The organism is Bounagaea algeriensis (assembly GCF_054491375.1).
The window spans coordinates 739491-752567 of sequence record NZ_CM137102.1; the positions used below are offsets into that span (position 1 = coordinate 739491).

Genomic DNA, 13077 nt, shown 5'->3' on the forward strand with positions numbered 1-13077 from the left:
ATCTGCCCGTATGACCACGGTTTTCGCGCAGCGGCCCTTCCGTAGCGGGCTTTCGCGCGGAGGGTGGGGACGTCACCGGGTTCCGCGCGAGCGGTGACGGCCGGTGGCACCGAAGCGCGATGCTCCGTCCACGCCTCGGGTGGGAGTTGCGGGGGTGGTGCAGCGGGGTGCGTCACGGCATCAGCCCCGCGGCGTAGGCGGCGACCGTGGCGCCCAGGTTCCAGCACGCCTCCGCGTCGTCCTTGTCCGGTTCGCCGGTGACGCGCACGTTGTCGGTGGCCTTCGTCCAGTCGAGTCCCGTGGTGATGGATTCGATGCCGCGCACCGCGCCGGACGTGTCGCTGTTGCCGTGCACGTAGAGCCCGTACGGCCGCTGCCGGGTGGAATCCAGGCACGGGTAGTAGACGGTGTCGAAGAAGAGCTTGAGCGCGCCGCTCATCATGCCCAGGTTGGCCGGCGTGCCGAGAACGCACGCGTCGGCGGCGAGCACGTCGGACGGGGTCGCTTCCAACGCGGCTTTGCGCACGACCTCGACGTCCTCGATCTCGTCGGTGTCCGCCCCGTCGAGCACCGCTTCCAGCAACGACTGCAGGTTCGGCGACGGGGTGTGATGCACGATCAGCAACCTGGGCACGTTGTGGACCTTCTCGCGGATGCGCGTGAACACGCAACCCACCGGGAGTGTGGATAACGGGCCGGGAACGACCGGAGCGGACCCACCGACGGGCAGCGGACAGCGCGGGCACCCGGACGGGCGGCACCGGGCGGTCCGCGGGCGTGGCGGGTCATGCCGCTGGCCCGTGCGGTGCGAGGAGCTCCGCCACGGCCGTGCCCAGCCGTGCGATCCGGCCCGCAGCTCGTTCCTTCGCCGCCGCGAGCGCCGCGACCGCATCGCCGGCGTGCGCTTCGGGCGCCGGGCGTTCCACCACCTGCAAATAGCACTTCAGCTTCGGTTCCGTCCCGGACGGCCGGACGACCGCTCTGGTGTCATCCGCACCGGTGAACTCGAGCGCGTCAGCACCGGGAAGCAGATCGCGCAGCCGCATCGGCGCCCCGGCCAGTTCGGCCGGCGGCCGCTCGCGCAGCTGCGCCATGCGCTCGGCGCTGTCCGGCACGCGCAGCGACACCTGGTCGGTGCGGTGCACTCCGTGGCGCAGGGACAACTCGTCCAGCAGATCCAGCAGGCCGCGGTCCTGCGCTGCCAGCCGCGCGGCGAGGTCGCAGCAGAGCACCGCCGCCGAGATCCCGTCCTTGTCGCGGACGTGTCCGGGGTCGACGCAGTGGCCGAGGGCTTCCTCGTAGGCGTAGACGAGACCGGTGCCGTGCCCGTCGCCGGCGCGGGTCAGCCATTTGAAACCGGTGCTGGTTTCCGCGTAGCGCACGCCGAAGTCAGCGGCCATGCGCCCGAGCATCGTGGCGGACACGAACGTGGTGGCCACCAGCGGCGGCGGATCGCACGACCCCTGCAGCGCGGACATGATGTGCCAACCGAGCAGAACGCCGGTTTCGTCGCCGCGCAGCATCCGCCACTGCCCGCCCTCGAGCACGCCGAGCGCACAGCGGTCGGCGTCCGGATCGAGCGCGATCGCGAGATCCGCCGCGTTCTCCCGGGCGTGCACCAGCAGCGCATCGGTCGCACCCGGCTCTTCCGGATTCGGGAAGTCCACGGTCGGGAAATCGGGATCCGGGTGTTCCTGCGCGGGTACGAACGACACGTCACCGAACCCGCAGCGCCGCAGCGCCTCGCGCAGCGCCGCGGCTCCCACGCCGTGCAGCGCGGTCGCCGCGACCCGCGGCATCCGGGGCGGGGCAGCGGTCCGGCGCGGCACGTGGACCACGCGGTCGAGGTAGTCCTGAAGCGCACCGGTGCACCACTGCCACGTGTCCGCGCGTGGTACGGCGGCGGCCGGCGCGGAGGCCGCGATCTCCTCCTCGATCTCCGCGTCGGTGGGGGCGACCGGTTGCACGCCCCCGCGCAGGTAGAGCTTGTACCCGTTGTCCGCGGGCGGGTTGTGCGAGGCCGTGATCTGGATGCCGGCAGCCGCTCCGCGCGTCCGCGTCATGTAGGCCAGCACGGGCGTGGGCAAGGGGTCGGTGAGCACTCGCGCGTCGAAGCCCGCAGCGGCGAGCACCGCCGCCGCTTCGCGCGCGAACGCCTCGGAGCCGTGCCGGGCGTCGCGCCCGATGAAGACCGACTCGCCCGGTTCCGTCTTCCGCAGCCAAGCCGCCAGCCCCGCGGTCGTGCGGATCACCACCGCGCGGTTCATGCCGTTGGTGCCCGCCCGCACCGGGGCGCGCATCCCAGCCGTACCGAACCGGGGCAGCCCGGACATGCGGTCGACCAGCTCCCGCGCGGCCGCCGTGTGACCGGTGTCGGCCCGTGCGAGCAGGTCGTCGAGCTCCTCGCGCGAGAGTGGATCGACGTCGTTGGCGACCCACTCGCGCGTAGTCTGCCTGATTGCGGCGTCCATGGCCATGTTCCCGTCCGGTTGATTTCTCGTCGGTTTCGTGCGGCCCGCCCAGTGCCCAGCTCACCCCGGGTGCGCCGCTGGAAACCGTCCTCAGGCCGTTTCGGTGAGGGAGCGCAGCAGCCGCCCCATCCGCGTGGCCGAGGCCCTGCCGGCTTCGAGCACCTCCTCGTGGTTCAGCGGTTGGCCGGTGAGTCCTGCGGCGAGGTTGGTGACCAGGGAAAGCCCGAACACCTCGAGCCCCGCGGCGCGGGCGGCGATCGCCTCCAGCACCGTCGACATGCCGACGAGGTCGATGCCGAGCTGCTGGAACATGCGGATCTCCGCCGGGGTTTCGAAGTGCGGTCCGACGAGTCCGGCGTAGACCCCCTCGGTGAGGGACGGGTCGATCTCGGCCGCGCGGGCGCGCAGCCGTGGTGAGTACAGGTCCGTCAGGTCCACGAACTCCGCTCCCGTCAGCGGCGAGAGCCCGGTGAGGTTGATGTGATCGCTGATGAGCACGGGCTCGCCGACGCTGAGGCCGTCCCGCAGGCCGCCGGCCGCGTTGGTGAGCACGACGGTCCGGCATCCGGCTGCCGCGGCGGTGCGCACGCCGTGCGCGACCGGTTCGACGCCGCGGCCTTCGTACAGGTGGGTGCGTCCGAGCAGCACGAGCACCTGCTTGTCGGCGAGGGGCACGGACCAGGCCTTGCCGCTGTGCCCGACCGCGGTCGGCGCGGCGAAGCCGGGCAGCTCGTCCGTGCTGATCTCCGCGGCGGGGCTGCCGATCTGTTCGGCGGCCGGCTGCCATCCGGAGCCGAGCACGACCGCGACGTCGTGCTGCGGGACCCCGGTGCGTTCGGCGAGCACGTCCGCGGCGCGCCGTGCGACGTCCCCGGAGCTGGTGGCGCTGGAGGGCCCGGCGGCGGACCCGGTGGAGTTGGTGTCGGCGTTCGAAGCAGTCACATCCGGCAGCTTAGAAGCCGAGCCGAGCATTGCGGTGTTTCCCCGCTCCCGACACACCCCGGCGCGTCGGGGCGGTCGGGCCGAACCCCTGGCCACCCCCACCTCTGAACGAGCCACCTCTGAACGGCCTGCCCCTGATCGGTTCGCCCCGACCGGTCTCCCGCTCGACCCGTCGATCCGACTCGCCGGGCCGGGCTGGTCACCGCGCGGTGCGGAAACCGGGCAGCACGGCGGCGAACAGTTCGCGGCCGGTCTTGGCGAAGTGCTCCGGTGCGGTCACGCGGACGATCCACAGGTCGTCTCCCCGCTGCAGCAGCTCCGCGATCGAGCTGCGCTGCTCCTGCTCGCCGTCGGAGCCGCGTTCGATCGTCGTGTAGCGCACCTGGTGCGCGTTGCCGCCGGGCTCCGCGGTGTCCGAGAGCAGCTCGAAGTCCTGCGGGGAACCGCCGGCCAGTTCCGGCAGCCGCTGCAGGTAGTCCGACGTGGAGTACCCGCTCGAGAGGAGTCCCCCGAACCGCTGGACCGCCAGTTCGATCGTCCCGTCGGGTGAGACGAACGAGATGGTCTTGTTCGGTGCGAATTCGCGCGCTTCGTAGTGGAAGCCGGTCCACCGCTCGGGCACGCTCAGCGAGAAGCGGCCTCCCGACGGGGCGGAGGTGTGCTGGGCGTTGTCCGAGTACGGCATGAGCGTGCCGAGCGCGGGCGGGCGGTCCACCGTGTGGCTGCTCAGGCTCGCCGGCAGCACAGGGTCCCCGGCGACCGCGCGGGTGCCGGCGAAACCGGCAGTTGAGGCCATCGCGAACACGAGCACCGCGGACGCGGCCAGTGCCGCCGTCCGCCACCGGGACCGGCGCGGACGCGGCGGTGTGAGCGGGAACGGGGGTGCGCCGGGACTGGCGGCCAGCGGTGCGGCCGCGCAACCCCTACCGGAGGCGGCACCACCGGCGCCCGAACCACCGGGACCCGAACCGCTCGCGGCAGTGGAACCGCCGGCGGGCGGGGCCTCCGCCGCGGGGGCCCCGGGGGCCGCCCCGTCCGGGCCCGACACCCGCTCCGAGTCCTGCGCCTGCTCCGGAGCAGGCGCACCGCCCGCGGAGTCCGACTCCGCGGAGGGCCCGGCGTCCGCGGAGTCGGTGCGCGCGCGCTCCCGGTCGGCGCGCGCCGTCGGCGCGTCCGGATCGAGCAGCATCGCGAACGGGTGCACGCCCGGTTCCGGCAGCAGCGGCTGGAGGCGGCGGCGCACCTCGGTCAGCGGCATGCGGGCGGTGGGGTCTTTGACCATGAGGCCCGCGACGACCTCCCCGACGGGGCCTTCCCGGGGCGGAGCCGGGACGGGGCCGCGCACGACGCTGGCGACCGTCTCCAGCGGATCGGCATCGGCGTCGTACGGCGGTGCTCCCCGGGCCGCTGCGTGCAGCGTCGCGCCGAGTCCCCAGAGGTCGCTCGCCGCCGCGGCGCCGTGCCCTTCGGCGATCTCCGGGGCGATGTAGGCGGGTGTGCCCAGCATCGTCCCGGTCCGGGTGATGGTGCTGTCGCTGAGGCTGCGCGCGATGCCGAAGTCGGTGATCTTGATGCGCTCCTCACCGCCGATGAGCACGTTGCCGGGTTTGATGTCGCGGTGGACGATGCCGGCGCGGTGCGCCGCGTCGAGCCCGGCGGCGACGCCGGTGGCGACGAGGGCCAGCTGGGTGTCCTCGAGAGCTCCGTGCTCGTCGAGGACGGACGCGAGGCTGCGGGCGGGCGCGAGCTCCATGACCACGAACGGCCTGCCCTCCTCGCGGGCCACGTCGTACAGCATCACGACGTTCGGGTGGGTCAGCGCGGCGATCGCGCGGGCTTCGCGGAGGGCGCGTTCGCGCAGCTCGGCGGCTTCCTCTTCAGGGATGCCCTCGGGCAGGCGCATCTCCTTGACCGCCACCGGCCGGTACAGCAGCTCGTCGGTGGCGGACCAGACGGTACCCATGGAGCCGCGGCCGAGCCGCGCGTCCAGGCGGTATCGCCCGCCGATGAGACGCCCGGCGCCGTCGGCGTCGTCGCTGTCGGTGGTCAAGTGGATGATTGTCCCGTGCTCGGCGAGGTGGGGCGGAATCCGGTCGTTCGTTCGAAGTCCGGATGGTAGGTGATTTTTCCCACGAGGTGGAGGGCGGCGAGCTGTTAACGCGCGGCTTTCGTGCTCCGTGAAAACGACTTTCGTCGGCGCGTCGTCCTCGCGCACGACATATGCGTGATTGGGCATACGTCGTACTTTTCGGTTAGATTGGCCCACAAGGCTTCGCCCCACCGGTGGTTCATGGGTGGCAGGTACGTGTGAGGGTGGTTGACGCACCTCGCTGACGCGGGTGTGTCGCGGTGCGTACGGATGGCCGGTGGCGAACAATCTCGGGGGCCGAGTTCACCGACGGTGGGACTCGGCGGGGCCGGACGGCATGTCGCGTGCCTCCGCACCGGTCGGACTGCTGACCTCCCGGGTGCCGAACATGTCCCAACCCGCGGGTGGGTTCGCACCGCCCCGGAATCCGGGCGGTCGCGGTGGACCGCGACGTGCGGTGCGCATCCGCACCCGACGGCGGTGACCGTCCGGCAACGAGGAGGTGTCTTTGCTCGCGTTCGTCCTCGTGCACCTGGTCGTGGCCGGTGCGCTTCCGGCGCTCGCCCGGCGCAGCACGCGGGCCGCGTTCTTCACCGCCGCCGTTCCGCCGGCCGCCATGCTCGTCTGGGCCCTGGCGCACGCGGGCAGCGCGCTCCACGGCGTGCCGCGGACCGAGAGCCTGACGTGGGCGCCACTGCTCGGACTCGAATTCACCTTCCGCCTCGACTCCCTCGCACTGCTGCTGACGATCCTGGTCACCGGCATCGGCGCCCTGGTGCTGGTCTACTCCGCCGCCTACTTCGGACCCGGCAGCGGTGCCGCGCGCCGCTCCGCACCGCTGCTGCTGACCTTCGCGGCCGTGATGCTCGGGCTCGTCCTCGCCGACGACCTGCTCACCGTCTACGTCTTCTGGGAGCTCACCACGATCTGCTCGTTCCTGCTCGTCGGGCAGGCCGGGGTGAGCCGGGAATCGCGCCGCTCCTCGGTGCAGGCGCTGATGGTCACCACCCTCGGCGGGCTGGTCATGCTGCTCGGGTTCGTGGTGCTCGGTGAGAGCGCGGGCACCTACCGGATCTCCGAGCTCACCGCCGACCCGCCCGGCGGCGCCCCCGCCGCGGTCGCGGCCGTGCTCGTGCTCGTCGGCGCGTTCACCAAGTCCGCCCAGCTGCCCTTCCACAACTGGCTGCCCGCCGCGATGATCGCGCCCACGCCGATCAGCGCCTACCTGCACGCGGCGTCGATGGTCAAAGCCGGCGTGTTCCTCGTGGCCCGGATGGCCCCGATCTTCGCCGATGTCGAGCTGTGGACGGTGCTCACGGTGGTGTTCGGCCTCGTCACGATGATCGTGGCGGGATGGCGCGCGCTGCACGAGTACGACCTGAAGAAGCTGCTCGCCTACGGCACGGTCAGCCAACTCGGCTTCCTGATGGTGCTCGCCGGGCCGGGCACGTACACCACGATGCTCGCCGCCGACACGATGCTGCTCGCCCACGGCATGTTCAAAGCAGCGTTGTTCCTGGGCGTGGGGATCATCGACCACCAGGCCGGCACCCGCGACGTGCGCGAGCTCTCCGGACTGGGCCGACGCATGCCGTGGCTGGCCACGTTGACGACGATCGCCGCCCTCTCCATGGCCGGAGTGCCGCCGACGCTCGGCTTCCTCGGCAAGGAGGCGGCCTTCGAGTCGTTCATCGCCGGTGGGGGCGCGCTGAGCACGTGGGGGGCGATCGGCCTGCTCATCGGCTCGATCTTCACCGCCGGCTACACCGCTCGGTTGCTGTGGGGCGCCTTCGCCACGAAGGAAGGGCTGGCCCCGACCCGGGCGACCGCGCCGAGCCCGGTGCTGTGGGTGCCGGCCGCGCTGCCCGCCGCCGTCAGCCTCGTGCTCGGCATCGGCTACCCGATCACCGACGCGCTCGCCGCCGGCTACGCGACGAACTTCGCGGTCGGCACGGAGACGTACCACCTCGAGCTGTGGCACGGGTTCAACCTCGCGCTGCTGTGCTCGGTGATCGCCCTGGTCGGCGGTGCGGCACTGCACCTCGCCCGCAACTCGGTCGGCGCGTTCCGCGCCCGGTTGCCCCGCATCGCCGACGCGCAGCGCGGCTACGAGTCGATCATGGCGACGCTGGAGCGGACCGCGGTCGGCATCACCGGGCGGATCCAGGCCGGTTCGCTGCCGATCTACCTGGGCGTCATCCTGGTGATGGTGCTGCTCGTGCCCGGTACGGCGATGCTCGCCCACACCGCCGACCTGCCCGTGGACCTGCGCGCCTACGACAACCCGCTGCAGGTCGCGCTGGCCCTCGGCGCCATCGTCGCCGCGTTCGCCGTGCTGCGTGCGCGGCGCCGGCTCACGGCAGTGCTCATGGTCGGTATCATCGGTTACTGCATCGGCGGGCTGTTCATCGTGGACGGCGGCCCCGACCTGGCCCTGGCCCAGTTCATGGTCGAGACGCTGACCCTGGTCGTGTTCGTCTTCGTGCTGCGCCGACTGCCGGTGCGCTTCCGCCAGGAGCGGGAGAGCAACAACAGGCTGCGCTGGCCGCGCGCGCTCGTGGCCGGCACCGTGGGCACGTTCATCGCCGTGTCCGCGCTGGTGTTCAGCGCCGCGCGCCAGGCCCCCTCGGCCGTGAGCGGGCACTTCATCGCCAACGCCGAAGAAGGCGCCGGCGCGGAGAACGTCGTCAACGCCATCCTCGTCGACTTCCGCGCGCTGGACACCGTCGGCGAGATCTCGGTGCTGGGGATCACCGCCACCGGAGTGGCCAGCCTCATCCTCGCGGGTCGGCACGAACGCCGCAGGCGCAGCACCCGCACCGCGCCGCACGTCGTCACCGGGTCGCCGCCGCCGAGCACGGCTGCGGACACCTCGACGGCCAGCGGCACGGCGAACAGCGGCACGGCGAACGGAACCGACACGCACGGGGAGGGTCGGCAATGAGCAACGGCGGATCCGCGCTGTCCGGCCAGCGCGGCACCTCCGAACTGGAAACCCGCCAGGCGCGTCGGTCCTGGACGAACTGGGACACCCCGACCGAGCGCTGGCTGCTCACCGGGTTCCCGCGGGACAGCCGCGAACGCTCGGTGCTGCTCGAACTGGCCGCCCGCATCGTGTTCCCCACGGTGCTCGTCCTGTCGCTGTACCTGCTGTTCGCCGGGCACTACCGCGTCGGCGGCGGGTTCAGCGGCGGGCTCGTGGCGGGGCAGGCGTTCGTGCTGCGCTACCTCGCCGGCGGCCGCATGGACGGTAGCGCCGTGGTGCCGCTGCGCCCGCCGGTGCTCATCGGCCTCGGGCTCACCCTGGCCGTGCTCACCGCGTTCTTCCCGCTGATCTTCGGCGACCCCGTGCTCACCGGCGAGATCTTCAAGCTGACCGTACCGGGGCTGGGCGAGATCAAGCTGGTCTCCAGCCTCGTGCTCGACATCGGGGTGTACCTGCTGATCGTCGGCGTGGTGCTCGACCTGCTGCGCACGCTCGGCTCGGCGATCGAAGCCGACGCCGCAGCGGCGGAAAGGGGCCAGTCATGATCGGCATGGACACCGTCAACCTGGCCATGGTCGTGCTGCTGGCCGTGCTCTACTCGGTGGGTTTCTACCTGCTGATGCAGCGGTCCCTCGTGCGCATCCTGCTGGGCATCATGGTGATCGGGCACGCCTCGAACCTGCTGCTGCAGCTGGCGGGCGGCCCGCCCGGGCGCGGGCCGTTCATCGGGCAGGCGCTGCCGGAGGAGATGACCGATCCGCTGCCGCAGGCGCTGGCGCTGACCGCCATCGTGATCACCTTCGGGCTGACGACCTTCCTGCTCGCCCTGGCCTACCGGTCCTGGACCCTGCTGGGGGATGACGAGGTGCGCGACGACCTCGAGGACCGGCGGATCCAACGGCTCGAGCGGCAACTGGCCGAGTCCGAGGAAGGCGAGACCGACGAGGACGAGTCGCTGGCCGACTCCGAGGTGGACGAGGACAAGGAGGCGATGCGGTGACCGTCCTGGTAGCCCTGCCCGTACTGCTGCCGCTGATGGCGGCGGGGTTGTCGTTGGCACTGGGCCGGTTCGCCGACTTCCAGCGGATCATCGGTGTCGCGGTCCTCGCGATCATCATCGCCGTTTCCGGCGCCCTGCTCTACATCGCGGACCACCACGGGCCCCTGGTGCTGCAGCTGGCTGGATGGCCGGCGCCGTTCGGCATCACGCTCGTGGCCGACCGGCTGTCAGCACTGCTGCTGGTGGTCTCCACGGTGGTGACCTTCGGCGTGCTCGTCTTCTCCATCGGGCAGCGCATCACCGACTACGGGCGGGAGCGGCCGAGCACCACGTTCCACCCGATGTACATGATGCTCGCGGCCGGGGTGTCGCTGGCCTACCTCACCGGCGACCTGTTCAACCTGTTCGTCGCCTTCGAGATCATGCTGACCTCGTCGTACGTGCTCATCACCCGGCGCACCACGGCTCGGCGAGTGCGCGCCGGGATGACCTACGTGATCGTCAGCATCACCTCCTCGCTGCTGTTCATCACGATGATCGCGCTGGTGTACGCGGCGACGGGCACGGTCAACATGGCCGACCTCGGACCGCGCATCGCCGAGCTGCCCGAGGGGCTGCGCGTCGGCCTGGCCCTGCTGGTGGTCATCGTGTTCGGCATCAAGTCGGCCATGGTGCCGATGCACTTCTGGCTGCCGGACAGCTACCCGACCGCGCCCGCACCCGTGAGCGCGGTGTTCGCCGGGTTGCTGACCAAGGTCGGCGTCTACGCGCTGATCCGCACGCAGACGGTGGTGTTCAGCCACCAGGAGAGCTGGAACTTCATGCTCGTGATCGCGCTGATCACGATGGTCATCGGCGTGCTCGGTGCGCTGGCGCAGAACGACCTCAACCGCCTCATGTCGTTCCTGCTGGTCAGCCACATCGGTTACATGCTGTTCGGGCTCGGCGTCTACGACGTCGTCGGGCTGACCGGAGTGATCCTGTACGTGGTGCACCACATCACCGTGCAGGCCACGTTGTTCCTGGTCGCGGGCTTGATCGCACGGCGCACGGGCACGGTGGCGCTCACCCGGATGGGCGGTCTGGCGCGCGCGTCACCGCTCATCGCGGTGCTGTTCGCCCTGCCCGCGCTGAGCCTGGCCGGCATTCCGCCGTTCTCCGGGTTCGTGGCCAAGCTGGCGCTGCTGCAGTCCGGCATCGGCGCCGGCACGTGGACCGCCTACGTGGTCACCGGCGGGGCGGTGCTGACCAGCCTGCTCACGCTGTACGCCATGGCGCGCGTGTGGACCCGCGCCTTCTGGGGGCAGGTCAAATCCCCCGAGGAGGACCCGGATCCCACCGACGAACTGGTCGTGGGCACCGCGACGACGAACCGACCGATGGTGCTGGCCTCGGGGCTGCTGGTGACCGCGAGCGTGGTCATCGCAGTGGTGGCGGGGCCGCTGGCCGGGATCAGCCAACGCGCAGCGGAGGACCTGATGCACGCCGAGGGGTACCGGTCCGCTGTGCTGACGGCCGAGGGAGGTCGTTCCGGTGAGTGAGCGGGTGACGTGGCGGCGCAGCCGGCTGCGGCGGGTGCCGCTGGTGCTCTGGTTGACGGTCGTGTGGCTGCTGCTGTGGGGCACCCTCGACACGACTACCGCGATCTACGGTGTGCTCGTCGCACTGCTGGTCACGCTGGTGTTCCCGGTGCCGGCGATCCGCACGGAACTCGTGCCGCGCCCGGTGGCGCTGCTGCGCCTGCTGGTCTACCTCGCCGTCGACCTGCTGGTGTCGACCGTGCGCGTGTCGTGGCAGGCCCTGCGGTACGGGCCGAACACGCCCGCGTCGATCGTGTCGGTGTCGATGCGCGCGGACTCCGACCACCTGATCGCCATGGTGGCCAGCGCGGTCACGCTCGCCCCGGGCAAGTTCGTGCTCCAGATCGACCGCCTCAACCGGATCTGCTACGTCTACGGGCTCGGTCAGACCGAGTCCGACGTGGAGACCGTGCGGCGCGACATGCTGCAGCTGGAGCGCCTGGTGGTCAACGCCGTCGGAGGGCGGGACCAGGTCGAGCGGGTCGCCGCGCGGGGAACGGAGGGCTGAGCCGTGTTCTGGGTGTTCGTCGCGACGTTCGGTCTGCTGTGCCTGGCGGGTCTGCTCGTGCTCGTCCGGCTGCTGCTCGGGCGGTCCACGATGGACAGGATCGTGTCGATCGACGTGTTCCTCACGCTGCTGGTGGCCGCCGTGAGCGTGGGCATGGCCTCCGAGCAGGACGGGTCCAACGTGGCGCTGCTGGCCGCGGTCGCGCTGCTCGGGTTCATCGGCACGGTCACCGCCGCCCGCCTGGTCGAACGAAAGGAGCCGTACCGGTGAGCGTGCTCGACGTGTTCTCCGCCGTGTGCTTGCTGATGGGCGCCGTGTCCTGCCTGCTCGGCGCCATCGGCATGCTCCGGTTCCCGGACGTGGCCGCGCGGTTGCAGGCCGCGACGAAGCCGCAAACCCTGGGGCTGCTGCTGATCCTGGTGGGTACGGCGGTGCGGTTGGAGGGCGTCTACACTTCCGGGCTGATTCTCGTGGCGCTGTTCCAGATGCTCATCTCGCCGATCACCTCCCAGTTGGTGGGACGGGCCGGGTACCGCGCTGACAGCCTCGACCGCAACACCCTGCGGGTGGATGAGCTCGACGAGCGGTTGCGCCGCGAGGAACGGGTGCGTTGAAGCACCTCTCCTGCGATCCGCCGGGCGGGCTCGCCGCACGTCGGATCGGGGGATCTGCTTCGCGGGACGGTCCGCGGGTGCGGTGATTATGATCGAATGGTCGATGCCGGGCGCGCGCCTCGCGGGGTGGTAGGTGTTTCCGGCAGCGTTGCGCCACAGCGAAGGTTGCGCCCCAGCGAAGGTTGCGCCACAGCGGAAGGAAGCCACCATGCGCCGCACGTGCCGCGGGATTCTCGCCGGGCTGGTCCTGGGCGTTGCCCTGCTCGGACTGCCGGGGTTCGCCCAGGCCGTTCCGCCCGCACCTGCGGCGATGGACATCTCGGCCGGCGGCGTGCCCGCTGTCGCGGCGTCCGATGCGGCTCAGCCGCCACCGGGGCCGGATCTGGATTCCGGTTCGGCCGCTCAGCGCAGCCAGCAGGACATCGCGATCGGCGTCGGCGGCGTGGCGCTGATCGGGCTGGTGCTGCTCTCGCGGCGGATGCGGAAGAAGCCCGTGCTGTTCGTGAAGTGGAAGAAGAAGTAGCCCGGTAGACGAAGTGGCCCGGGAGGAGAAGTGGCCCGGTCGCACGTGAAGGTACCGTGCTGAAACCGCTGCACGTGAAACCGGCCGTTGGGTCGGTTTTGGCGAGAAGTTCTCTTGAATAATTCCGGATTCGGACTAGACCTCACGCCGAACCTGTGGGATTTTCACAACTGCCCGTTGGTGATCGGCAACAGGCCGGCGCCGAGGGCGTTCGTGGTCCGGCACCGGGAAGCCCCCCGACCGGTGCCGGCCCACCCTCTTCCTCGATCGGTTCTGCCGAATCCCGCTCACCCGTTCAGCGCAGAGTGGCGACCGATGAACGTTCCCGCGGGCGTCCTCGCTCCCGCGCGCACGCGTGCTGCGG

The 13077-nt window shown here is 71.2% G+C and carries 12 protein-coding genes; 8 read left to right on the top strand and 4 right to left on the bottom strand.

The annotated features are described in order from the left end of the window. Nucleotides 1-172: 172 nt before the first annotated feature. The 4 genes from ACVGV2_RS03345 to ACVGV2_RS03360 all read right to left on the bottom strand — a co-directional run bounded on the left by ACVGV2_RS03345 (nucleotide 173) and on the right by ACVGV2_RS03360 (nucleotide 5463). On the bottom strand, nucleotides 173-634 hold the full coding sequence (locus ACVGV2_RS03345) for a flavodoxin family protein (protein ID WP_459165851.1): 462 nt from the start codon (nucleotides 632-634) through the stop codon (nucleotides 173-175). Between the two features lie 151 nt (nucleotides 635-785). Beyond that, the gene (locus ACVGV2_RS03350; RefSeq protein WP_459164583.1) at nucleotides 786-2477 is read right to left on the bottom strand and encodes a phospho-sugar mutase; all 1692 of its coding nucleotides are present in this window, start codon (nucleotides 2475-2477) and stop codon (nucleotides 786-788) included. Between the two features lie 84 nt (nucleotides 2478-2561). Beyond that, on the bottom strand, nucleotides 2562-3413 hold the full coding sequence (locus tag ACVGV2_RS03355) for a purine-nucleoside phosphorylase (protein ID WP_459164584.1): 852 nt from the start codon (nucleotides 3411-3413) through the stop codon (nucleotides 2562-2564). 199 nt (nucleotides 3414-3612) lie between these two features. Beyond that, a complete protein-coding gene (locus ACVGV2_RS03360; protein WP_459164585.1) occupies nucleotides 3613-5463 on the bottom strand; it encodes a serine/threonine-protein kinase in 1851 nt (616 codons plus the stop codon). 547 nt (nucleotides 5464-6010) lie between these two features. Here ACVGV2_RS03360 and mbhE point away from each other — a divergent pair. The 8 genes from mbhE to ACVGV2_RS03400 all read left to right on the top strand — a co-directional run bounded on the left by mbhE (nucleotide 6011) and on the right by ACVGV2_RS03400 (nucleotide 12713). Then, nucleotides 6011-8446 carry a hydrogen gas-evolving membrane-bound hydrogenase subunit E gene (mbhE, locus tag ACVGV2_RS03365; protein ID WP_459164586.1) on the top strand — a complete coding sequence of 812 codons (2436 nt, stop codon included), beginning with the start codon at nucleotides 6011-6013 and terminating at the stop codon, nucleotides 8444-8446. Beyond that, complete coding sequence (locus tag ACVGV2_RS03370; protein ID WP_459164587.1) at nucleotides 8443-9033, top strand: MnhB domain-containing protein; 591 nt, start codon at nucleotides 8443-8445, stop codon at nucleotides 9031-9033. The genes mbhE and ACVGV2_RS03370 overlap by 4 nt, the downstream gene beginning before the upstream one ends. A 5-nt stretch (nucleotides 9034-9038) precedes the next feature. Next, complete coding sequence (locus tag ACVGV2_RS03375) at nucleotides 9039-9488, top strand: Na(+)/H(+) antiporter subunit C (RefSeq protein WP_459165852.1); 450 nt, start codon at nucleotides 9039-9041, stop codon at nucleotides 9486-9488. After that, a complete protein-coding gene (locus ACVGV2_RS03380; RefSeq protein WP_459164588.1) occupies nucleotides 9485-11029 on the top strand; it encodes a Na+/H+ antiporter subunit D in 1545 nt (514 codons plus the stop codon). The genes ACVGV2_RS03375 and ACVGV2_RS03380 overlap by 4 nt, the downstream gene beginning before the upstream one ends. After that, the gene (locus ACVGV2_RS03385; protein ID WP_459164589.1) at nucleotides 11022-11576 is read left to right on the top strand and encodes a Na+/H+ antiporter subunit E; all 555 of its coding nucleotides are present in this window, start codon (nucleotides 11022-11024) and stop codon (nucleotides 11574-11576) included. The genes ACVGV2_RS03380 and ACVGV2_RS03385 overlap by 8 nt, the downstream gene beginning before the upstream one ends. Nucleotides 11577-11579: 3 nt before the next feature. Beyond that, entirely contained in the window at nucleotides 11580-11846 is a 267-nt protein-coding gene (locus ACVGV2_RS03390) for a monovalent cation/H+ antiporter complex subunit F (RefSeq protein ID WP_459164590.1), read from the top strand. Then, on the top strand, nucleotides 11843-12190 hold the full coding sequence (gene mnhG / locus ACVGV2_RS03395; RefSeq protein WP_459164591.1) for a monovalent cation/H(+) antiporter subunit G: 348 nt from the start codon (nucleotides 11843-11845) through the stop codon (nucleotides 12188-12190). The genes ACVGV2_RS03390 and mnhG overlap by 4 nt, the downstream gene beginning before the upstream one ends. A gap of 208 nt (nucleotides 12191-12398) precedes the next feature. Next, nucleotides 12399-12713, top strand: a complete 315-nt coding sequence (locus ACVGV2_RS03400) for a hypothetical protein (protein WP_459164592.1) — start codon at nucleotides 12399-12401, stop codon at nucleotides 12711-12713. Nucleotides 12714-13077 lie beyond the last annotated feature (364 nt).

What these genes read in the sequence shown, in the direction of transcription:
- ACVGV2_RS03350 (WP_459164583.1), bottom strand. Translation starts at nt 2,477, where the DNA reads ATGGCCATGGACGCCGCAATCAGGCAGACTACGCGCGAGTGGGTCGCC.
- ACVGV2_RS03370 (WP_459164587.1), top strand. Translation starts at nt 8,443, where the DNA reads ATGAGCAACGGCGGATCCGCGCTGTCCGGCCAGCGCGGCACCTCCGAA.
- ACVGV2_RS03375 (WP_459165852.1), top strand. Translation starts at nt 9,039, where the DNA reads ATGGACACCGTCAACCTGGCCATGGTCGTGCTGCTGGCCGTGCTCTAC.
- ACVGV2_RS03400 (WP_459164592.1), top strand. Translation starts at nt 12,399, where the DNA reads ATGCGCCGCACGTGCCGCGGGATTCTCGCCGGGCTGGTCCTGGGCGTT.